The sequence below is a fragment of the Exiguobacterium sp. UBA3968 genome (assembly GCF_002385115.1).
Classification (GTDB): domain Bacteria; phylum Bacillota; class Bacilli; order Exiguobacteriales; family Exiguobacteriaceae; genus Exiguobacterium_A.
The window spans coordinates 282489-302934 of the sequence record NZ_DGCW01000005.1; the positions used below are offsets into that span (position 1 = coordinate 282489).

The window sequence follows — 20446 nt, forward strand, 5'->3', positions numbered from 1 at the left end:
TACATCCTCCTCTAGTCAAACCACGACTGGAATTCTTTTCAATACGGACAGTATAGCAAGGTGCTTGTTTTAAAACAATATTTTATTTGAAAACGATTACATTAGCAAATAAGTTTTAATAATGTTTTTGTGCATTCCGATTTGAACAAAAAAAATGACTCCCCTTGAAGAGGAATCACTTTTTAGTCATTCGATCGATCAGCTATAGCGCTCCACGATGTTTGTCAGCTGGCGTTCGACAAATGACTGATCCTGCAGTTCACTATTGGATAGGCGTAGTTTGATCATCGACTCATCCGCTCCAGCCATTTCACTGAACAATGATCCGAGACTATGCGCACGACGATCGACTTGGACGATTAAATCAATCCCTGAGCTGTCTTGGAGCATGATGATTTCGATCTCATCCAGTTTATGAGCGTAGTGTGTATTGCGTGCTGAGTATTCAAGTTCCTGAGCAATCGGTAAATCTTTACGGAATCGTCCAGGTAATTTTTCTGTATCGGCTTTCTTTAACCGGAAGCCAAGTGACTCCATGGCATCTAAGACCGTCGTTTGGTAACGGTTTGCTTCGACGATGACAGCGTCACGGTCCGACGGATCAACGGATTGTGCGATGTCAAGTCCGGTCTCGATCCATGATTTCGATTGGCTGACGGAGAGTGGCGTATTTAGTGGCACACGTAATGTGAATGGAATTTCCCGCTCGACACCCGCTTCGATCGTGAACTTCGCTTCATTTAAGGCAAACCGGTCGAGCGTAAAGGTCGTAAACGTCGTACTATCATTGACTTCTTGTTTGTACTGCGTGTTGAATTCAAGATAAATCCGGTCAATTTCTTGATCGACGTTTCCACCTTTGATATGGACGACACCGTGGATTTGACCGCCTGGTTCACAGCGATCATCCGTCAACCGTGTGTCGACCGTTGCAGCACCGATTCCGATTTGTGAGAGAATTTTTTTGAACATGATGCATTCCTCCTTTTGATTACGTAAGAATGATGAAGCGTGTAAACTTGTCGAACAGGTACGAATTTGCTACAGTTTCGAAAGAACATTAGAAAAGGACGGGACGACTAGTGGAACTACATGAATTAAAAGCGAGCCTTGCTTCGAAAATCACGCAAGGAGTACTGATCCATGCAACGATGAGCAATCCGCGTCAAAAATCCAATGATCTCCGACGAATCAAGGTAAAACCGATTCTATTAAGAGATACGGTGATGATGCAGGTTGAGTTTCAATTTGAACGCGTCATGAAGCATGAAAATATTTTAGTGGAGGATTTCATCGGTCGACTCGATGACTGGTTCACGGAATTCCGGCAATTCCTCTTCCGTTTTGAAGAAGAAGAATGGCAGTTCCAGCTCTCGAAAAAGATGAAAGTCGCGATCAAGACATCCCAAAAGGAACCGATGAAAGCACTCTTATCGCATGACCGAAAAAAAACCTATCTATTAGAAGACGGTGTACCGGTTCCGTTTCTGATTCGTCTAGGTGTGATGACGGAAGCAGGGCAAGTCAAAAAACAGAAGTACGATAAGTTCAAGCAAATCAATCGCTTCCTTGAATTCGTCGAGGATAGCATCGCCGCCTTACCAACAGGAAAAAAACTGCGGATTTTAGACTTTGGTTGCGGGAAATCGTATTTGACGTTCGCTCTCTACCATTATTTAAAAGTCGTCAAAGGATTCGACCTTGAAGTGACAGGTCTTGATTTAAAGAAAGAAGTTATCGAAGAATGTACGCAAATTGCACGTGATCTGGATTATACCGATCTGACATTCCGCGTCGGAGACGTTCATGATTATACAGGGGAGACGGAAGTCGACCTGATGGTGACGCTTCACGCTTGTGATGTTGCGACGGACGTCGCACTCGCGCGAGCTGTCGACTGGAATGCATCAGTCATCCTAAGTGTACCGTGTTGTCAAAAGGAACTGAACCGTCAATTGGACTGCGCTCCGCTTGATGTCATGCTCCAGCACGGACTGATCAAAGAAAAATTCGCATCACTTGCGACGGACTCGATTCGTGCCGAGTTATTGACGCTTGTAGGATATGAAGCGCAATTGCTTGAATTCATCGATCTTGAGCACACACCGAAGAACATCTTGATCCGTGCGTACAAACAAAACAAGCGACCAACGGAAGAAAAAATCGACCGGTACATCGCATTCCGTGATCTGTTGCAGGCACGACCATTTTTAGAAAATGAATTAAGCGGCAGACTTGGACAGATTTCACCGAAACTCGTACAATAAGAAGGAGAACGAATCAAAGGAGGCAATACGATGGATTTCCAAATGTATTTTGAAGATGTCGTCCAAACAGCCCGCAAAGAAGCGCAAGCTGCTGGATTTGAAGAATTAACGACGCCAGAGAGCGTGGATGAAGCAATGAAACGGGAAGGTCTGACACTTGTCCTTGTCAATTCTGTTTGTGGATGTGCTGGCGGGATCGCCCGTCCTGCAGCAGCGTACGTCAATCGGAAAGAGGGCATCAAGCCCGATCATTTCGTCACGGTATTCGCTGGACAAGATCGCGAAGCGACAGACCGTGCGCGTGAATATTTCGAAGGTTATCCACCTTCATCTCCATCCTTTGCGTTAATGCAAGATGGAAACATCCTCTCGATGGTCGAGCGCTTCGACATCGAATCGTTCACGGCGGAAGAAGTCGTCGAGAAACTTGAATCATTAATTGAAATCTACGCCTAAGCGAAGAAGACTCCTGAAAAAGGAGTCTTTTTTTGTGTATTCATAAGACTAAAATAATAAATTTTAATTTTGAAAACGTTTGCAAAATTGTATAAACAGTCATTTATGCATGATTTATGAATAGAAAGTCAAAAAAATTTATATATTTATGCTTTACAGTGAATAAATATTCGTATATCCTAAAAGCAATAGAACAGGTCAGGCTTTTCGGTATTGAATTGGACATACACATAAGTCATACTATTGTTAAAGTTCTGACAATTGAGCGTTGGAAGGGGAAAACTCGAATGAAAAAATTATTAGCAACGGCAATGGCAGGCATTCTGGCAGTCACAATGGCAGCATGTGGCGCGTCGGAAGAATCAACAGGTGGATCAAGTAAGGATGATAAAGTATTGACGATGGGAACATCAGCGGATTACTTCCCATTTGAATACATCGATACGAAAAAAGGAGAAGACATCGTCGGCTTCGACGTTGCGATCGCCAAAGAAGTTACGAAAAATCTTGGATATAAATTAAAAATCGAAGATATGGAATTCGGTAGTCTACTTGGTGCGCTTAGCTCAGGTCGTGTGGATTTCGTCATGGCGGGCATGACACCAACGGAAGAACGGAAGAAAAATGCTGACTTCACGGACATTTACTTCGAATCGAAAAACTTAGTCATGACGAAGGATAAAGCGATCAGTTCAGAAGATGAACTCAAAGGTAAAAAAATCGGTGTCCAGCTTGGTTCGATTCAAGAGGGACTCGCGAAAGACCGCTTTAAGGACAGCGAAACGGTTCCATTGAACAAAATTCCAGAAATCATTCAAGAATTGAATACAGGTCGGATCGATGCCCTCATTATCGAGGATGCAGTCGCCGTCAAATACATGGATCAAGATGCCTCCCTGAAAACGTACCAGATTAAAGAAGATGGTCCAGCTGGTTCAGCAATCGCCTTCAAAAAAGGGGATAAGATGCGTGACGATTTCAACAAAGAGCTGAAGAAAATGATCGACAGTGGTGAAATCGATAAATTAGCAGAAGAGTGGTTCCAAAAAGAAGCAAAATAAGTCAAGTGCATGGGGGTGGGGGTAACCTCATCCCTTTTGTGCGACGTTAGGAGATTGATTATGATAGACTTTACAAAGATTCAAGATTCAATTCCATATATTCTCGAGGGCATTCCGGTCCTCTTCCAAGTCGTCATCGTAGCAGCCATTGCCGGGATGCTGATCGGAATCGTCGTCGCGGCACTAAAAATCACAAAAAGTCGAATCCTCCGTTTTATCGGTCATGCCTACACAGCGATTTTCCGGGGTACACCACTGATTTTGCAACTGGCAATCGTTCACTTCGGATTACCGCAACTAACTGGATATGTCACGACAGGATACCAATCAGCAATCATCGCCTTCTCTTTGAACTCCGGAGCGTATATTTCGGAAATCATTCGGGCAGGGATTCAGGCTGTTGATCGTGGACAATGGGAAGCAGCAGACGCGCTCGGTATTTCGTATTTCAAACAACTGCGTTCGATCATTTTGCCGCAAGCCTTTAAAAATATCCTCCCAGCGATCATGAACGAATTGATCACGTTGACGAAGGAGTCGGCGCTTGTCTCGACGGTCGGCGTGCTTGATGTCATGCGCCGGGCGCAAATCGTCGGAGGAGAAAAGGCAATCTATTTCGAACCGTTATTGTTTGCCGGATTCGTATATTTTGTTCTTGTCATGGGATTGAGCTTGATAGGCCAACAAGTCGAAAAAGCTATGAGAAAGAGTGGGTAATCAGATGGAACCTATGATCCAAGTCACCGATTTGCATAAGCAGTTCGGAAAATTAGAAGTATTAAAAGGTATCTCGACGACGGTTACACGCGGTGAAGTCGTCGCTGTCATCGGACCGTCGGGATCTGGTAAATCAACATTTCTACGGTGTATCAATTTACTTGAACAACCAACGAGTGGGACGATCATCGTCGATGGTTTTGAACTGACAAAACCAAAGGCGAACATCTCGAAAGCACGTCAGAACATCGGCATGGTTTTCCAACAGTTCAACTTGTTCCCGCATAAGTCTGTCCTTGATAATCTGACGTACGCACCAATCAACGTCCTCGGGATTTCAAAGGACGAGGCGATTAAACGAGCGGAGACGTTACTGGAACGTGTCGGTTTAGCGGAAAAACGCGATAATTACCCGAATCAGTTGTCAGGTGGACAAAAACAACGGGTCGCGATCGCCCGCGCACTTGCGATGGAACCGAACGTCATGCTGTTCGATGAACCGACATCAGCCCTTGACCCAGAGATGGTCAACGAAGTGCTAGACGTCATGAAGCAGCTTGCTGAGAGTGGAATGACGATGGTCATCGTGACGCACGAGATGGGCTTCGCAAAAGAAGTCGCCGATCGTGTCTTGTTCCTCGATGAAGGAATTTTAATGGAAGAAGGTTCACCAGTCGAACTCTTCGACAATCCGAAGACGGACCGGGCAAAAAAATTCCTCGAAAAAGTTTTATGATCACCGTACGCTAACTCTGAGAATGGGTTAGCGTTTTTCGATTTTTAATATAGAGGGGGATAAGAATGAAAAAACTACTGGAAGGTCATCATACTCGTCTGACACGTTTTCAACCGGAAGATACCGAAGTGATGCAACGATTGCTTGACGATGCGACATTCGCCCGTCATTTTAGTGCAACGCCATATCGTCATTTATCCATGGATAAGATTGAAAAGATGATGGCGACGGATGCACCGGAGACGTTTCGATTTGCGATCCGGAACTTTGAAGATGAACGGATGATTGGAGTCGTTGCATTAGAAGATATTTTACCGACACACGGAACGGCGTGGTTGATGATCGGCATCGATCCGGATTGTGAAGGGCAAGGGTATGCGACGGATGCGCTACAGACGATCCTCGAATACGCCTTCTTGGAGCTGAATCTGTACCGGATTCAATTGACGGTCTTTGATTATAATTTGCGTGCAATTAAATTATACGAGCGACTTGGGTTCGTGCAGGAAGGAAGATACCGTGCTTTTTTACGACGAGACGGAGAGCGGCATGACATGTTACTGTATGGATTACTTGAACCGGAATGGAGGGGTCGACAATGATTCAAGAAACGGAAGCGTTCGTCCGGTCGTTTCATGCGACGGACTTTTCAGGTCATGATTATGCTCACATTGAACGAGTTCGCCGTTTAGCGTTACATATTGCAAAACAGGAAGGCGGGAATACCCGGATCATCGAATTAGCAGCCTTACTTCATGACGTAGCAGATAGCAAACTCGGGGGAACGGCAGAGACGGTCGCCACCTTTTTGCAAGGAAAGGTGACAGAGGAGGAACAGGAACAGATTTTAAACATTATCACGAGCCTGTCCTATAAAGATGGCACACGTCCACCAATGCGAACGATCGAAGGACAAGTCGTCCAAGACGCCGACCGTCTCGATGCGATCGGCGCAATCGGGATTGCGCGAACGTTTCAGTTTGCTGGTCGGTTCGGGGAGCCAATGCATGTGCCAGGACTAACACCACGAAAGCCGGGTGATCGAACAGGCGAGACAAGTGCCCTGAATCATTTTGAAGAAAAGTTGTTCCGACTAAAAGATTTAATGAATACGAAGACGGCCCATCATTTAGCGGAGGAACGGCATCGCTACATGGAAGAGTTCGTGGCTCGTTTTAAGGAGGAATGGGAGGGGGTTACGTGAGGAACAGGTGAGTTTTAAATTGTTTAACACATAAGGCGTGTTGTCCGGTTCGTTTCCCGGACAACGCGCCTTATGTTGTATTTAACTAAGGATGATGGCAGTAATTAACCCAAGTGCTGCGAACAGACCAACGATCGCGCCGCCTTCCTCGTGAGCTTCCGGCATCATCGTCGAAGCGAGCATCGCGATGATCCCACCACTTGCGAAGCCACCGATCATGGCGAACTGCATGTCTGGTAGTTCTGCGAGAACCGTATAGCCGGCGAGTGAGGCGAGGGCGGAGATTAACCAGACGACTCCCCACATCAGCAAGACTTTTTTCTTCGAAAAGCCATCTTTTCGTAACCCCGTCGTACTCGATAAACCTTCCGGGATGTTACTGACGAAAATTGCCGCGACGAGTGCCGCGCTGACATTTCCAGATAACAGACTGGCACCGATCATGATTGATTCTGGGATGGCATCAAGAATCGTCCCAAAGAAAATCGCCGTCCCCGTGCCTTCATTCCCACCAGACGAGCGTTTCCGTTTACTCGCGCCGCGTGAAGAGACGAACAAGTCAAAGCCCGTAAAGACAAGTGCCCCGATGATAAAGGAAATCGCGACGACGAACGTTGTTGATTTCTTTAATGCCTCATCGAGCAACTCAAATGTCGCTGCTCCAATCAAGATTCCTGTTCCAAACGACATGATGTAACCGATCAGTCGTTGTTTTAAGGGTAAGTACAGTCCAAACAAGGCGCCAATGACAACGGCGCCACCTGCTAACGCACCCCAACCGAACGCACCCCACATATGATCGCCTCCTTCTTGTACTTTCTACCTGTTCTATATAATTCATAAACATAGCGAAAAGAAAGAAAAATAGTTCGAGACGAATGTAAGGGGCTGACTCCAAAAAAGAATGCCGCGTCTTTTCACGCTCTTTCCTCAGGCGAGACACAAGCTAGTTTTCCTGCTTCATTCAAGCAGGAAAGCAGATCTTGTTCGTCTCTGACAGCGCAAAAATGCGCTTTTTCCTGTAGGAGTGGCGTGAAACGCGTCATTCTTATCTTTGTGGAGAACGACTTCTTAAGTAATTAAATCTCAATCATCAGAATGGTTGTTTATTTAACCAATGACCACCGTCAAGAGCGATGCATTCTCCGTTCAAGTAGCGGGCTTGATCTGATACCATCCAGGTTGCGAGCGTCGCGATCTCTTCCGGTGTTCCGAATCGACCGAGTGGGACGTTGCGGCGAATTCGTTCCGCGTGTTCTGGTGATAAAGCGAGTTTGTCGGCACCACCCGTTCGTTCGATCGGTCCCGGACTGATCGCGTTGACACGGGCTTGATATTTATAGCCCCATTCGACGGCAAGCGTCCGCGTCAAGTTCAGCACGCCGGCTTTTGCAGCAGCACTCGGAGCGACACCAGCGCCGGCCTGCCATGCATAAGAAGCGACGATATTGACGATTTGACCGCCAGCGACTTGATCTTCCTGCCAACCCTTGACAAGAGCGTGACAGCAGTTAAATGTCCCGTTGAGGACGATATCGATGACCGTCTTCCATCCATTCGGCGATAATTCGTCGGTCGGACAGATGAAGTTCCCGGCAGCATTGTTGATTAATGCCTCGAGACGACCGAACCGTTCGCGTGCTTGCTTGACAGCATCAAGACAAGCGTCCGCGTCACGGACATCCATCTGAATCGTCAGATGCTCGCCTTGAATCTGACCCAATGCTTCATCCATGAGTCGCAAGCGTTCCGCGTCGCGTCCTGTGACAACGACGTTCCAGCCGGTTTCCTTTAAGGCGAGCGCCATCGCTTTCCCCATTCCGTTCGTTCCACCCGTCACCATGATCGTTTGTGTCATATTGCTTCCTCCTTTATGTAATGAATGAACAGCCATTCATATTCTTTATTCAAAAAAGAAGGAGCGAACTCCTTCTTTTTCTGACTTATTGTGTTGCAAGAGCTGTATCTGTTAAGACAGGAACGACTTGTTTCTTACGTGAAACGACACCTTCGAGGTAGACGAGGTTGTTCGTCGCTTCAAGACCGTAAGCACGTTCGACGAGATTCGCTTCTTTCCCGAGGACGAGTCCGACAGAGTTGTTCGTCAAGATATCCGTGACGATGAAAACGAACAGATCAAGTCCTTTTGCAAGGATGACTTCGTTGATCGCTGTTTCGAGTTCTTCTTGGCGAAGCAAGACTTCAGCTGTATCGACCGTGTTGACTTGAGCGATTTCGACTTTGAGTGTTCCCATCGTGAATTCTTTTGCGTCAAGTGAGATCAATTCAGGAACGGATTTTTTCGAGAGATCAGCTCCAGCTTTGAGCATCTCAAGACCGTAGACGTTCGCATCGACACCAGCGATTTCTGCGAGTTCACGAGCTGCGATGATATCTTGCTCTGTGCAAGTCGGTGATTTGAACAGAAGCGAGTCAGAAATGATCGCTGATAGCATCAGACCAGCGATTTCTGGTTTGATTGCAACACCATGCTCTTTGTAGAGCTTGTTAAGGATCGTTGCTGTACAACCGACTGGTTCTGCCCGGTAATAGACAGGATCCGATGTCTCGAAGTTTGCGATTCGGTGATGGTCGATGACTTCTGTTACGGTAACAGCGTCGATATCGTTCGCACTTTGCTGACGTTCGTTGTGGTCGACTAAGATGACGTGTGACGCTTCTGTCGCGACTTCTGTCACTAGACGTGGTGCTGAAACTTTGAACGTATCGAGCGCGAATAACGTTTCATCATTCATCTCACCAAGACGGATTGCTTCGGCATTGACACCGAGCGCTTTCTTTAATTCTGCATAAGCGATTGCCGATGTGATCGTATCGGTATCAGGATTTTTATGACCAAATACTAAAACTTTTTCCATGACGTGTTCACTCCTCAATGATTGTTGTCTCGCCCTATAGTGTATCATATCTCGGATTTAGAAGGCGTTCATTTTCACTAGGATACCAGCGATTTTTTCACTCCAGAAGGGGTCTGACGCGTAAAAGACGTTCATGCCTTTTTGTTTGTTCCCGAGGTACGCCCCACGGAAATAACGTCCATCCCGATCGAGATAATCCTTTGCGATGAATCGGCCGGTCTGCTCGATTGAATCCGTCAAGGATTTATAAGCAGTTGCATCTTCTCCCGGGGCAGAATCCGTCGCATTGACGCCGAATAGATTATTTTTTTCGCGGGCAATCTCAGACCGTCCATAGTCGGATTCGTGGATGGCGTGTGCAAGCAGGTAGGCCGCGTTGACCCGGTATTTCTTTTCAACGGACTTAAAGACTTTTCCTTTCCCGACCAAAGGGCTGTCCGGCGCTTGCTCCTTGATGAACGCATCGAGTTGTTTGGCACTCAGGCGCGTCGGTTTCGTCAAATCACGTGTCAGTGTCTTCGATTCGACGTATTTGCTCGTCCGAGACGTCGCGTTCGTCGCTTCACCAGCGACAATCAATCCACCAAGTCCACCGTCAGCAACGATGTAGTGAAGGAGTCGATTTCCCTTCGTCTGATAGTACGACGGATTCGAGACACGTTCTGCCGGGAACGGACGTAAGCGATCCGTTGGAACATAACCAGTTGCGCCTGCGACGCTGACGCGACTCGTCTGTTCACCGAACTGAAGCAATTGGACGCGTGTGCCGGAAGCGACATAGGTAAGCCGTTTCTTTAAATCGGCGTCATGATGAATCGACAGAATACCGCGATCATCGACGATTCCGGTACCTTGTCCACCGAGATAGACGTAGCGGTCATCGGAAGCGCGCTTTACCGCACCACGCTGACCCGCATACTCCTTTGCCTCGGCGAACGTCTGAAAGTCTTGTTCGTTGATTGTACCTTTCTCATAGCGCTCAGCTGTATAAGGAGCCGGTGGGGATAAAACTGTCTTCGGTTCCTCACGAAGCCAAAAGAACAAGAGAATGCCGATGAGGAAAAAGAAGAGTAACCCTTTCAGTGAGCTAGTCCGGCGCACGGGGCGACCAGGACGGATAGTGCGTGTCGTCAAAGAAAATCACGTCCTTTAAAAAGCAATGGACATTCGTGTCCAACGTAGGTAGTCTAACAAAGAAAAACAAAAGGGAGGTGAACCTGATGCAAATCGGTTATCGAACGCTGAAGACGGCAGTCGCTGCCGCGCTCGCGATGTGGATTGCGGAGCGACTTAAGCTCGATTATTACGTCTTCGCTGCGATCATTGCGATCTTGAGTATCCAATCGACACGAAAGAAGACGTTTCGGTCGTCTTACGAACGGATCATGGCGTCATTACTTGCCATCGTACTTGGATTCATTCTGTTCGAAGTCATCGGTTATCGTCCGGTTACGTTATTGATCTATTTCATTTTATTCCTTCCATCCGTTCAACGCCTCCGACTTCAGGACGGTTTCATCACGAGTGTCGTCATACTGACACATTTGTATACGGAACGTCAGCTCAACGCACACATCCTGTTGAATGAATCCTTATTGCTCGGAATTGGTGTTGGTGTCGGAATGCTTGTCAACATGTACATGCCAAGTCTTGATTTGTTGATCGACGACCGACGGGAGAAAATTGATCAACGGATCGCGTCCTTATTCTATGAAGTCGCGGCCGCGATCGAGACAGGGCGAGTCAATCATCATGCGTTGACGCTTGACGAGACGGAACGTCTGTTACATGAGGGAAAAGATGCTGCCTTAAAACGGATGGGGAATGCGATCGGTCGACGTAATGACGATGAGGACTATGCCTATTTCCGGATGCGCGAACAACAATTCGAGCTCCTACGTGGCATCGTCCATCATGCGGAGGAACTTGTTCTCGTCGTCGAAGAAGGAAAAAAAGTCGCCGCCTTCTTTCGGACGATTGGCGACAATGTCCGACCTGAAGCCGACGCAATGGTATACATTTTAGAACTAGAAGCGCTATTGACGCGTTTTCGTGCCTCTGCCTTACCCGTCACGCGGGAGGAGTTCGAGGTTCGATCTGCCTTGTTGCATATGCTGCAGGAAGCAGAGCAATATTTGCGTCTCAAACAACGCTACGTCAATCAAAAGAAATAGAACATCGTTGAAGCGAATGTTCCGAGTAGGAAAATCGCTAAGATTCCGATCGTCGTCCATTTAATGATCCGTTGTTGTTTCGATGGTCTTGCCATATCGTCATGTCCTCCTCTCTCATATCGACTGATTACTGCCATTGTACAAACAACCTTTCAGAAGTGCAAATGGCTGTCAGGATGGTATACTAATAAAGCGCTATTGGATTGAAGTATATTAGAGGAGGTTTTTGTCATGGTCAATGAACAACGCGTATTGGATACGTTTTTAGAGCTTGTCCAGATCGATTCGGAATCAAAAGAGGAAGCACGGATTTGTGCTCACTTGAAAAAAACGTTTGAGGATCTCGGATGTGACGTTTTTGAGGATGACGCTTCGTCTAAGACGGAACACAAAGGAAATAACTTGATCGTCACGCTTCCGGCAACAAAAGACGGGGTCGATAAAATTTATTTCACTTCCCATATGGATACAGTATTCCCGGGTCAAGGAATCAAACCAATCATCGAGGACGGTTATGTCAAGACGGACGGCACGACGATTCTTGGAGCAGATGATAAAACGGGACTCGCTTCACTAATTGAACTCGTTCATGTACTCAATGAGACAAAACAACCACACGGAAAAATCCAGTTCGTCATTACAGTCGGTGAAGAATCTGGACTTGTTGGGGCGATGGTCCTTGATTCATCGAAAATTGATGCGGATTACGGTTTCGCACTCGATTCAGATGGAAAAGTAGGGGACATCATCACCGCTGCTCCAACCCAAGCAAAAGTCAATGCGAAGATTTTTGGAAAAACAGCTCACGCTGGTGTCGCACCAGAAAAAGGGGTCTCGGCGATTACGATTGCTTCAAAAGCCATCGCGAAGATGCCACTCGGTCGGATTGATGAAGAGACGACAGCTAACATCGGACGGTTCAGCGGTGGTGGTCCATCAACGAACATCGTTTGTGATTATGTAGAAATTTTCGCGGAAGCACGTTCACTTGTTGCTCCGAAGATGGAAGCGCAGACTGAGAAGATGAAAGCGGCGTTTGAAGAAGCAGCGGCAGAACTCGGTGGTCGTGCCGAAGTGGAAGTCAAAGTCATGTACCCAGGCTTCAAGTTCGAAGATGGAGATCAAGTTGTCGAAGTCGCAAAAGCAGCCATCACACAACTTGGACGTACACCACGTCTCTTGCATTCTGGTGGCGGATCAGATGCCAATGTCATCGCTGGTTTCGGTATCCCAACGGTCAACTTGGCGGTCGGATATGAAGATATCCATACGACGAATGAGAAGATGCCAATCGAAGAACTCGTCAAAACAGCGGAACTTTGTGTGACGTTAGTCGATTACATCACGAACAAATAAGCTGATGGAACACAAAAAGAGTGTATCGCGACATTGCGATACACTCTTTATCATTGTACGATTAAACTACTTGAGGACGATCCACATATTCCATAGACTCTAAAACGAGTTCTTCTGTACATAATAAGGTCGAAGCGATTTCATCGATTTGAATCGACTTTCCGTATTTTTGCCGATAACTCTCGTTTAGTTTACGGGCTTCCCGGACGATCCGGGCATATGTCCGTTCAATCTTAGTCATGGAAAAACCACCTTCCAAATCTGAATAGGTACAGTTTACCATGCTTCAACAGACGAAAGGTGTATTTTGTGTATAAAAAATGCTAATTTTACGAAAAGGGGAAAAAGATGGAATTTTATTTTTTAGGGACAGGAGCCGGTATGCCGTCAAAACAACGGAACGTTACTTCGATTGCCTTGTTACACCCCAAAATGACCTGGTTGTTCGATTGTGGAGAGGCGACGCAACATCAAATCTTACACAGTCCGATTAAACCACGAAAAGTCAACGCGATCTTCATCACCCATTTACATGGGGATCATATTTTTGGATTACCAGGATTTATCAGTACGCGAGCTGCCTTAGAAGGAACGACACCGCTAACGATCTATGGACCGACAGGGATTAAGGAATGGATGGATGCGACATTAAGGATTACAGGAACATATTTACGTTATCCACTCCAGATCGTTGAAGTCGAAGATGGTCAAACATACGAACAAGATGGTTTCCGCGTGACGGTGCGGTCACTTGAACACCGTTTTCCGGCGTTCGGGTACCGCCTAGAAGGACCAGAAGAGCGTGGGGCATTGCGTGTCGATGCACTGAAGGCACTTGGAGTTCCTTCCGGTCCACTCTATCGCCGAATCACACTGGAAGAAACCTTTGAATTCGATGGCACGGTCTACGCATCGTCTGACTTTTTAGAATCTCCCAAACCAGGTGTCAAGCTAGCGGTTCTTGGCGATACGATGCCGTGCGAGGCGTCGATAGAGCTCGCGCGAGATGTCGATGTATTAGTCCATGAAGCGACGTTTGCCGATCGAGAAGTCGAACATGCGGGACGCTTCGGTCACTCGACCGCTCGACAGGCAGCTGTCATCGCGGATACGGCGCAGGTAAAAAAGCTCCTCTTGACGCACGTATCTGCGCGTTATGTCGATCAAGAAGAAGTACTGGAACAAGAGGCACGAGAAGTATTTGCAAACAGCCATCTCATGTTTGATCACCGGGTCGTCCCGGTCAAAGGGTAAAAGATGGACTTTCTCATTTTATGGGCACTCTTTTTACTGGCTGCTAGTGGCTTAGCGTTTTTACTTGAACGGCGAACGGAAAAAGAAACATACTTGTATATGAAGTTCATTTTTTATGCGTGTCTCGGCGCCGTGTCGTTTCCAGTCTATGATATTCAATTACCGCTCGGCATCATCATCTTTTTGATCGTGTTGCATCCGAAAAAGAATTCACGTTATAAACGATACATGGCATTATTCGGGTTCTTGTTCTTCCTGTTTCAACTGTTCCTCGGACCGTTTGATGCTGGAACGTTGCGGGAAGAAACTCAACAGATTGGTCGCGTGACCATCACGGATGATTCGTTCGATCGCTTTCTCGCACAAGTCGAACGCCGTGTAGGAGAAGACGGATTACGGTTGGAACAAAGCCAGCTAATGTTCGATCGAGGCGGGAATCTACGGAATGCTTCGTTTGAGATGCTCGTCCAAACTCCGAAACGGTTCATTCGTTATGATGTCAGTTATCAAGAGTTGACCGGAACGATTTCCTATCGACCACGTGAAGAGTTGGCAACGAAATCATTGATATCGTATTATCAAAAACTGATTGATGCGAACCAATCGTTTGAGACGTTACGAAAACTCTCGATGCATGAGATTTTACATGATTCCAAAACCCCCTATGTCGAGATGGATCTCGATGGGCTCTACGAAACGTTTAGTCTGCAGGATGCGACAGTATTTTTGATTGATGACAAAGGGAAACTTATTCCGTATGTTAATACAGGGGACGATGTCTTAGCGAATGCGATTCGCCTGACCTATCTGCGGTCTGACGGTCAATCATTACGAGACAAAACCATTCTGTTATACAATTACAGCTTTGAGACCTCAAGGCGAAAAGGAGTCGTACGATGAAAAAATGGTTATTTGCTGCAAGTATCGTGTTACTTGCCGGTTGCGCAGAAGCAAAAGAGGAACAACAAACAGCGTCTTGTGAGACCGAAGTCAAGGTGTCGGTCGTGGATCATGTCAAGGATAAGACGTTATTCGATAAAGACGTGTGTTTAAATAAAAAAGATACAGCACTGGATGCGCTTGAAGATACAACGCTTGATGTCGTTAAAACAGGTAAAGGTGAGATGGCATATGTAACGGCAGTCGATGGGATTCGTGAAAAGTCAGCTGGAGCAGGGAGTGGCTGGGTCTTCGGTGTCAACGGGAAACCCGGGGAAGTCGGTGCCGGGAGTTATGAACTGAAAAAAGGAGACCGTCTCGAATGGCGGTTTGAAAAAGATGCAATGGCTTATTTTGAGTAAACCAGAACGGGAGCGACTTCACCCAGTGAACGTCGCTCTCTTTTTCATCGGGATGATTACGATTCCATTCGTCCTCACACACGATCAAACGATCATCGTGGTCTATCATCTACTCTTGTTCTTATTCGTTCAAGAGCGGACTATTTTTCGATATCTCTTACTTCCTGCTCTCTATGCCGTCATGATGTGTGTACCACTCTTATATGGAGCAAGCATCGATTCGTTTGCCATATATGAAACGACGATCCAGGTGACATTATTCGTCACCTCAAGTCAATGGATCTTCACGTTAGTTCGACTTGATCAGATGGGACCGTTGTTTCGTTTCCTACCCCGACTAACACGATTGACGGGTATGGTCCTGGCACTAATTCCCTCGTTTTTACGGACTTGGCCGGAGGTTAAGATGAGTCATCCTGATGCGTCGCTTGGCATTCGTCTGGAACGGATGGCGGCCTATCATATCATCCCGATCGAAGCGGCACCGTCTCGTTTACGACCGTTCGCGCGACGGGATGTTCAGACCGGAGTCCTGCTAACAATGGGAGTCCTGCTTTGTTTCACATCATGGGCAATCGCTTCGGCTCTGTTGCTACCAATATCATTATTAGTTACAAAGGGAGGAATGCGGGATGCCTATCATGTATACCGACAACGATCGAGAAGAGCGACTGCGACATCAGGCAATCGAGCATGATCAATCAGTCTTGACACCAGAGCGCCTCCTACATGGACGTGTCCGGGACTTGCTTGCGACCGTCTCCTTGTTTCGAGCCGGAGAACTCGCGACCTTACTTGGCTTAGAAGCCTTTTTTGAAGCGGAGTCGAGTGAACTTTCGGCTGGGGAACAACAGCTCGTCGGACTCGGTCATGCCTTGTCTTCGTCACCGAAGACACTTTTTTTGTCGGAACCGTTTCTCTTTCTTGATCATGTCAGACGCAAGCGATTAATGGGATTGCTTGAAGAAATCGAACGACGGTTCGATTGTCAGATCCATTGCTCGATGACGATCCAATCCGACTTGGCGATCACGAGTCGCGCCACTGAAATGACAGGTCGTGTCCTGAATCGGATCGAAAACGTCCAACACCGTTATCCGTTACAGACACGCTATGCACTCGTGACAGAAAAATTGTCGTTTCATCAAGGCGAACGGATTGCGATCATTGGTGCAAATGGTAGTGGGAAATCGACGTTACTCCGGCTCGCGCTCGGTGTCGAGCGACCGCTATACGGAAAAGTCCGGCGGTCGGGGGAGACGCATTATGTACCAGCGCATCCGATGCTTGCGCCATTAGACGATCGAAGCGGTAGTTTTACGACGCAAAAAAAACGTCTCTTGGACGGTATCGAATGGAGTAAAGACAGCTATTACTTTGATGAACCGACGGCTGGACTTGATGACAGCGCACGAATGGATTTTGTCGCATCGTGGAAGAAGAATCCAACGAATCTGATCGTTATGGCGACGCATGATCCAGTTCTAATTCGGGCAGCACAGCGGATCATCTATCTCGTGCACGGAGAAGTGGCTTTCGATGGACCAACGAAGCACTTTTTACAAGAAAGTCGGTTGTTCGTATGATCGTCGCAACGGTTCTGATCGTCTGTCTGTTTTTAGTCATGTTCGAGAGACTTCAGATGACGGATCAACGATTACGGTTCATCGCCATCATGACGGCAGCGGCAATCGTCGGACGATTGTTGTTCTCCAGTTTGCCGAACGTCCAGCCGGCAACGGCACTCGTCTTATTAGTAGCCGTCTTCGTTCATCCAATCGCCGGTGCTATCTCTGGGATGCTCATCGTCGTATTGACGAGTTTATTTTTAGGAAGCGGTCCGTTCGTCCTCTTTCAGGCGCTGGCGTATGCAACGATTGCCAGTTTAGGATTCGTTCCGTTTCTTCGATCCCGGATCGTATTGACTGGGTATGGATTTCTCGCTGGTTTCTTATATGGATGGGTGAGCAATCTCGGGTTCTTGGTATTGACGGGATTCTCGTGGCAAGCCTTTTTGACATTACTTGTGACCGGGGGAACGTTTGACTTACTTCATGGATTCAGTAACGCGGTATTCATCTGGATATTGTTTCCGATTTTTTTACGAATTTTGCATTCATTCGATGAAAAGAGGGGTACAGAATAGTAACATACCGAACAGGAGGGAAGGCATATGCTGGGATCATCGATTTCGCTTGCTTATGTCATCATGTTACTCATCGTCTCGAGCGTCGGCTTAGTGTTTGGTAGTATTTTGTTGATGAAAGGTACCATTAGAGGACGCTACGCCGCTTGTTACCTACTCGCTGCCTCCGTTTTCCCGGGCGCCATGTTGATTACCTCATCAGAAGGATTACAATGGCAATATTTACGATTCGAGAGTTCATGGTTCCTCGCGATTGTTTCCTGGTTACTCGTCTTATCGACGGGGTACCTCGTCTCAATCACGGGTGCGCTCGTCGTTCGTTATCTGTATCATTATACGATGACATTTGATCGCGTCAAACGTTATGTGACGCGACGCTTTCGTCATCGCGAAGCGTAAATACAAAAACGGAAGAACCAGCTATCTGGCTCTTCCGTTTTTTCATGAATTCGCGTACAGGAGATCTTCTTCTGTCGAGGATTCTTGCTGACGTGCAGGATTTTGGATTCGTCCTGTTACTTCCGTTAGGAGACGACGCGGCAGGAGACGAGACAAGGAAACCATGGCCCGGTTGCTTACACCTGGAACGACGACGCGGCGTCCTTTGAGCATGCCACGGTACCCGGCGAATGCGACGAGGTGTGACGGCATACTCTTAAACGGTAGCGTGATGTTCGCCCGGTCGAAGAAGTTCGTATCGGTCGGTCCCGGGCAGAGACAAGTCACACTGACACCCGAGCCGTCGACTTCTGTCGCAAGTGCTTCCGAGAACGACAGGACATAGGCTTTCGTTGCGTAGTAGACACTCATGTAAGGTCCTGGCATGAAGGCAGCGACCGACGCGACATTCAGGATGCGTCCGAAGCCACGTTCAACCATTCCTGGTAAGAGACGTTTCGTCAAATCCGTCAAGGCGACGACGTTGACCTGGATCGAGTTAATGTCTTCTGTTGGATCGATTTCCGCAAAGCGTCCCGACGTGGCGAATCCGGCGTTATTGAACAATAGATCGACTGTCAATTCTTGTTCCTCTAAGTATTGCACGAGACGATCAACGCTGTCGCTTAGTGATAAATCAGCAGCGAATACATAGACCTTGATCTGATAGCGTTTTTCAAGGACCTGTTGAAGCTCCTTCAATTTTTTCTCATTGCGGGCAACGAGTACACAATCGAAGCCATCTCGCGCTGCAAGGACAGCTAGATCGAGTCCGATTCCACCTGATGCACCGGTAATCAGTGCCGTTTTTCGTAACATAGGACATTCCTCCATTCGAAATCGTGAATCTGAGTCTAGTGTATACCATTCCATACCGTTCCCGCGAATCCTGTTTCATAAGCATTTACTTTTCTTATCACTGGTTCAACCAGTATGATAGAACAGTAGAGGGGAAGTGGAACAAATGAGGAAAAAAGTAACCGTCGCCTTGTTGCTCGCGACGTTTTTAGCCGCGATCGAGGGGACGATCGTTGCAACAGCAACACCTGTCATGGCGAGTGAATTGAACGGGGCGAAATTAGTCAGTTGGATCTTTGCCGGATTCTTGTTGTTCATGGCGGTATCAACACCGATTTACGGCAAGATGGCAGATTTATATGGTCGAAAACGGGTTCTGTTATTCGGGATCGGCGTCTTCACCGTCGCTTCGTTAGCCTGTGGACTCGCTCAATCGATGGAGATGTTGATCGTCTTCCGCGCCGTTCAAGGAATCGGGGCAGGAGCTGTATTGCCGATCGCGATGACGATCATCGGTGATTTGTATACATATGAGGAACGAGGGAAAATCCAAGGAGTGCTCAGTGCCGTGTGGGGGATTTCGGGTGTCGCGGGACCACTTGTCGGTGGATTCCTCGTCGAATCGCTTTCGTGGCGGTATATTTTCTTACTAAACGTACCGTTTGCCTTATTATCGTTTTTCATGATCGTCGTTTACTACAAAGAGACGGTCAGGGAAACGGAGCGGAAAATCGATTACCGGGGTGCCTTATTGTTTGCGCTCGGGATGAGTGCGTTTCTGTACGGTTTATTGTCGGGCAGTGAGTCGGAGACGTTCTTGCGGCCGATCATTCTAGCGAGCTTTTTCATTAGTTTCGTATTATTGTTCACGTTTTATCGGGTCGAGAAAAAGGCGAGCGATCCACTCTTGCCACCAGCAGTCATTCGCCATCCGGTCATTCTCGTGATCAACTTAGCGGTCTTCTTTTCCGCCTGGGTGCTCGTCTCGATGTCAGCGTATATTCCGATTTTTGCCCAAGGGGTACTCGGGAAGAGTCCGACCGAAGCTGGTTTCATGTTGATGCCACTGTCGCTTTTTTGGACGCTGACCGCCATCATCGGTGGACGGACGATTGGTGTCGCCTCACCCCGGTACCGGACGATGACAGGAATGGGGCTGCTGATCGTCGGTACAGTAATTTTATCGTTGATCACGCGCGAATCAAGTGATGTTTTCATCTATCTTGCCGTTTCGCTGATCGGAATTGGTTTTGGTCTCTCGCAACCCGTCTTCATGGTCGTCTTGCAGACATCCGTCGATTGGTCACTTCGTGGTTCAGCGACGGCCGTCAACTCGTTCTTGAGTACGACGGGACAGACGCTCGGTGTTGCGATTTTCGGTACGATCTTCAACCTATCAATCCTTCGCTCGTTTGCAGCGTCGGACACGCTTTCAGGGTACGCGATTGATCCATTCTTCCAATCGAGTACGGCAAAAACGTTCGGACAGGACGTGCAGTATGCGGCAGAACTCGCGTTATCACATGGATTACGTTACGTCTTCATCGGTGGAGTCGTTTGTGCCATTCTCGCGTTCGCGATGACATGGCGTTTACCGAAAGTTCGACCTGACGATCCACGATCGTAACGAAAAAGCGAACCAGGATGATCATCATCCTG

Annotated in this window: 24 protein-coding genes; 17 read left to right on the top strand and 7 right to left on the bottom strand. The window is 47.4% G+C overall.

The features are described from left to right. Nucleotides 1-198: 198 nt before the first annotated feature. Nucleotides 199-972: a sporulation protein gene (locus B3S86_RS03090; protein ID WP_035409037.1), complete on the bottom strand. Its 774-nt coding sequence runs from the start codon at nucleotides 970-972 to the stop codon at nucleotides 199-201. Between the two features lie 110 nt (nucleotides 973-1082). Here B3S86_RS03090 and B3S86_RS03095 point away from each other — a divergent pair, with 110 nt between their 5' ends. The 7 genes from B3S86_RS03095 (at nucleotide 1083) to B3S86_RS03125 (ending at nucleotide 6441) form a co-directional block, all read left to right on the top strand. Beyond that, nucleotides 1083-2267 carry a class I SAM-dependent methyltransferase gene (locus B3S86_RS03095; RefSeq protein WP_056060286.1) on the top strand — a complete coding sequence of 395 codons (1185 nt, stop codon included), beginning with the start codon at nucleotides 1083-1085 and terminating at the stop codon, nucleotides 2265-2267. Between the two features lie 30 nt (nucleotides 2268-2297). Further along, entirely contained in the window at nucleotides 2298-2723 is a 426-nt protein-coding gene (locus B3S86_RS03100; RefSeq protein WP_023467616.1) for a BrxA/BrxB family bacilliredoxin, read from the top strand. A gap of 287 nt (nucleotides 2724-3010) precedes the next feature. Continuing rightward, entirely contained in the window at nucleotides 3011-3784 is a 774-nt protein-coding gene (locus B3S86_RS03105; protein ID WP_035409033.1) for a transporter substrate-binding domain-containing protein, read from the top strand. Nucleotides 3785-3841: 57 nt separating this feature from the next. Further along, nucleotides 3842-4501 carry an amino acid ABC transporter permease gene (locus B3S86_RS03110; protein ID WP_035409731.1) on the top strand — a complete coding sequence of 220 codons (660 nt, stop codon included), beginning with the start codon at nucleotides 3842-3844 and terminating at the stop codon, nucleotides 4499-4501. A 13-nt stretch (nucleotides 4502-4514) separates the two neighbouring features. Next, a complete protein-coding gene (locus tag B3S86_RS03115; protein WP_035409728.1) occupies nucleotides 4515-5237 on the top strand; it encodes an amino acid ABC transporter ATP-binding protein in 723 nt (240 codons plus the stop codon). A 65-nt stretch (nucleotides 5238-5302) separates the two neighbouring features. Then, entirely contained in the window at nucleotides 5303-5839 is a 537-nt protein-coding gene (locus tag B3S86_RS03120) for a GNAT family N-acetyltransferase (protein ID WP_035409031.1), read from the top strand. After that, the gene (locus B3S86_RS03125; RefSeq protein WP_414651161.1) at nucleotides 5821-6441 is read left to right on the top strand and encodes an HD domain-containing protein; all 621 of its coding nucleotides are present in this window, start codon (nucleotides 5821-5823) and stop codon (nucleotides 6439-6441) included. Before B3S86_RS03120 ends, B3S86_RS03125 begins: the two co-directional genes overlap by 19 nt. Nucleotides 6442-6522: 81 nt before the next feature. On the opposite strand, the gene B3S86_RS03130 is transcribed toward B3S86_RS03125, so the two are convergent. The 4 genes from B3S86_RS03130 to B3S86_RS03145 all read right to left on the bottom strand — a co-directional run bounded on the left by B3S86_RS03130 (nucleotide 6523) and on the right by B3S86_RS03145 (nucleotide 10454). Continuing rightward, entirely contained in the window at nucleotides 6523-7236 is a 714-nt protein-coding gene (locus tag B3S86_RS03130; protein WP_290749020.1) for a ZIP family metal transporter, read from the bottom strand. A gap of 298 nt (nucleotides 7237-7534) precedes the next feature. Next, entirely contained in the window at nucleotides 7535-8299 is a 765-nt protein-coding gene (gene fadH, locus B3S86_RS03135) for a 2,4-dienoyl-CoA reductase (protein ID WP_290749022.1), read from the bottom strand. An 85-nt stretch (nucleotides 8300-8384) separates the two neighbouring features. After that, nucleotides 8385-9320 (bottom strand): manganese-dependent inorganic pyrophosphatase, encoded by a 936-nt coding sequence (locus B3S86_RS03140; RefSeq protein ID WP_023467624.1) that lies wholly within the window; start codon nucleotides 9318-9320, stop codon nucleotides 8385-8387. A 57-nt stretch (nucleotides 9321-9377) separates the two neighbouring features. Continuing rightward, nucleotides 9378-10454 carry an N-acetylglucosaminidase gene (locus B3S86_RS03145; protein WP_290749026.1) on the bottom strand — a complete coding sequence of 359 codons (1077 nt, stop codon included), beginning with the start codon at nucleotides 10452-10454 and terminating at the stop codon, nucleotides 9378-9380. Between the two features lie 86 nt (nucleotides 10455-10540). On the opposite strand from B3S86_RS03145, the gene B3S86_RS03150 reads away from it, so the two are divergent. Together B3S86_RS03150 and B3S86_RS03155 are read left to right on the top strand one after the other, a co-directional pair. Beyond that, nucleotides 10541-11494, top strand: a complete 954-nt coding sequence (locus B3S86_RS03150; RefSeq protein WP_035409021.1) for an aromatic acid exporter family protein — start codon at nucleotides 10541-10543, stop codon at nucleotides 11492-11494. A gap of 231 nt (nucleotides 11495-11725) precedes the next feature. Beyond that, on the top strand, nucleotides 11726-12850 hold the full coding sequence (locus tag B3S86_RS03155) for a M20/M25/M40 family metallo-hydrolase (RefSeq protein WP_056060303.1): 1125 nt from the start codon (nucleotides 11726-11728) through the stop codon (nucleotides 12848-12850). Nucleotides 12851-12911: 61 nt separating this feature from the next. Here B3S86_RS03155 and B3S86_RS03160 read toward each other — a convergent pair whose 3' ends face one another. Continuing rightward, entirely contained in the window at nucleotides 12912-13091 is a 180-nt protein-coding gene (locus B3S86_RS03160; protein ID WP_023467629.1) for a hypothetical protein, read from the bottom strand. Nucleotides 13092-13198: 107 nt separating this feature from the next. On the opposite strand from B3S86_RS03160, the gene rnz reads away from it, so the two are divergent. Genes rnz through B3S86_RS03195 form a run of 7 tightly spaced genes read left to right on the top strand, consistent with a single transcriptional unit; the run spans nucleotide 13199 to nucleotide 17950 of the window. Beyond that, nucleotides 13199-14104 carry a ribonuclease Z gene (gene rnz / locus B3S86_RS03165; protein ID WP_290749033.1) on the top strand — a complete coding sequence of 302 codons (906 nt, stop codon included), beginning with the start codon at nucleotides 13199-13201 and terminating at the stop codon, nucleotides 14102-14104. 3 nt (nucleotides 14105-14107) lie between these two features. After that, entirely contained in the window at nucleotides 14108-15004 is an 897-nt protein-coding gene (locus B3S86_RS03170; protein ID WP_035409016.1) for a hypothetical protein, read from the top strand. Further along, nucleotides 15001-15405, top strand: coding sequence for a DUF4430 domain-containing protein (locus tag B3S86_RS03175; protein ID WP_035409014.1), 405 nt, complete (start codon nucleotides 15001-15003; stop codon nucleotides 15403-15405). The genes B3S86_RS03170 and B3S86_RS03175 overlap by 4 nt, the downstream gene beginning before the upstream one ends. After that, nucleotides 15383-16102 (top strand): hypothetical protein, encoded by a 720-nt coding sequence (locus tag B3S86_RS03180; protein ID WP_035409011.1) that lies wholly within the window; start codon nucleotides 15383-15385, stop codon nucleotides 16100-16102. Before B3S86_RS03175 ends, B3S86_RS03180 begins: the two co-directional genes overlap by 23 nt. Continuing rightward, on the top strand, nucleotides 16038-16991 hold the full coding sequence (locus B3S86_RS03185; RefSeq protein ID WP_290749039.1) for an ATP-binding cassette domain-containing protein: 954 nt from the start codon (nucleotides 16038-16040) through the stop codon (nucleotides 16989-16991). The genes B3S86_RS03180 and B3S86_RS03185 overlap by 65 nt, the downstream gene beginning before the upstream one ends. After that, nucleotides 16988-17551 (top strand): ECF transporter S component, encoded by a 564-nt coding sequence (locus tag B3S86_RS03190; RefSeq protein WP_290749043.1) that lies wholly within the window; start codon nucleotides 16988-16990, stop codon nucleotides 17549-17551. The genes B3S86_RS03185 and B3S86_RS03190 overlap by 4 nt, the downstream gene beginning before the upstream one ends. A gap of 27 nt (nucleotides 17552-17578) precedes the next feature. After that, nucleotides 17579-17950 carry a hypothetical protein gene (locus tag B3S86_RS03195; RefSeq protein WP_290749046.1) on the top strand — a complete coding sequence of 124 codons (372 nt, stop codon included), beginning with the start codon at nucleotides 17579-17581 and terminating at the stop codon, nucleotides 17948-17950. A 42-nt stretch (nucleotides 17951-17992) separates the two neighbouring features. Here the strand turns inward: B3S86_RS03195 and B3S86_RS03200 are convergent, their stop codons facing one another. Further along, entirely contained in the window at nucleotides 17993-18808 is an 816-nt protein-coding gene (locus B3S86_RS03200) for an SDR family NAD(P)-dependent oxidoreductase (RefSeq protein ID WP_056060320.1), read from the bottom strand. A 145-nt stretch (nucleotides 18809-18953) separates the two neighbouring features. On the opposite strand from B3S86_RS03200, the gene B3S86_RS03205 reads away from it, so the two are divergent. Further along, nucleotides 18954-20414, top strand: coding sequence for an MDR family MFS transporter (locus B3S86_RS03205; RefSeq protein WP_290749052.1), 1461 nt, complete (start codon nucleotides 18954-18956; stop codon nucleotides 20412-20414). Nucleotides 20415-20446: the final 32 nt, after the last annotated feature.

Coding starts and splice junctions, on each gene's coding strand:
- B3S86_RS03090 (WP_035409037.1), bottom strand. CDS start 972: ATGTTCAAAAAAATTCTCTCACAAATCGGAATCGGTGCTGCAACGGTC.
- B3S86_RS03100 (WP_023467616.1), top strand. CDS start 2,298: ATGGATTTCCAAATGTATTTTGAAGATGTCGTCCAAACAGCCCGCAAA.
- B3S86_RS03105 (WP_035409033.1), top strand. CDS start 3,011: ATGAAAAAATTATTAGCAACGGCAATGGCAGGCATTCTGGCAGTCACA.
- B3S86_RS03115 (WP_035409728.1), top strand. CDS start 4,515: ATGATCCAAGTCACCGATTTGCATAAGCAGTTCGGAAAATTAGAAGTA.
- B3S86_RS03120 (WP_035409031.1), top strand. CDS start 5,303: ATGAAAAAACTACTGGAAGGTCATCATACTCGTCTGACACGTTTTCAA.
- B3S86_RS03125 (WP_414651161.1), top strand. CDS start 5,821: ATGGAGGGGTCGACAATGATTCAAGAAACGGAAGCGTTCGTCCGGTCG.
- B3S86_RS03130 (WP_290749020.1), bottom strand. CDS start 7,236: ATGTGGGGTGCGTTCGGTTGGGGTGCGTTAGCAGGTGGCGCCGTTGTC.
- fadH (WP_290749022.1), bottom strand. CDS start 8,299: ATGACACAAACGATCATGGTGACGGGTGGAACGAACGGAATGGGGAAA.
- B3S86_RS03140 (WP_023467624.1), bottom strand. CDS start 9,320: ATGGAAAAAGTTTTAGTATTTGGTCATAAAAATCCTGATACCGATACG.
- B3S86_RS03150 (WP_035409021.1), top strand. CDS start 10,541: ATGCAAATCGGTTATCGAACGCTGAAGACGGCAGTCGCTGCCGCGCTC.
- B3S86_RS03155 (WP_056060303.1), top strand. CDS start 11,726: ATGGTCAATGAACAACGCGTATTGGATACGTTTTTAGAGCTTGTCCAG.
- B3S86_RS03160 (WP_023467629.1), bottom strand. CDS start 13,091: ATGACTAAGATTGAACGGACATATGCCCGGATCGTCCGGGAAGCCCGT.
- rnz (WP_290749033.1), top strand. CDS start 13,199: ATGGAATTTTATTTTTTAGGGACAGGAGCCGGTATGCCGTCAAAACAA.
- B3S86_RS03170 (WP_035409016.1), top strand. CDS start 14,108: ATGGACTTTCTCATTTTATGGGCACTCTTTTTACTGGCTGCTAGTGGC.
- B3S86_RS03175 (WP_035409014.1), top strand. CDS start 15,001: ATGAAAAAATGGTTATTTGCTGCAAGTATCGTGTTACTTGCCGGTTGC.
- B3S86_RS03180 (WP_035409011.1), top strand. CDS start 15,383: ATGCAATGGCTTATTTTGAGTAAACCAGAACGGGAGCGACTTCACCCA.
- B3S86_RS03185 (WP_290749039.1), top strand. CDS start 16,038: ATGCCTATCATGTATACCGACAACGATCGAGAAGAGCGACTGCGACAT.
- B3S86_RS03190 (WP_290749043.1), top strand. CDS start 16,988: ATGATCGTCGCAACGGTTCTGATCGTCTGTCTGTTTTTAGTCATGTTC.
- B3S86_RS03195 (WP_290749046.1), top strand. CDS start 17,579: ATGCTGGGATCATCGATTTCGCTTGCTTATGTCATCATGTTACTCATC.
- B3S86_RS03200 (WP_056060320.1), bottom strand. CDS start 18,808: ATGTTACGAAAAACGGCACTGATTACCGGTGCATCAGGTGGAATCGGA.
- B3S86_RS03205 (WP_290749052.1), top strand. CDS start 18,954: ATGAGGAAAAAAGTAACCGTCGCCTTGTTGCTCGCGACGTTTTTAGCC.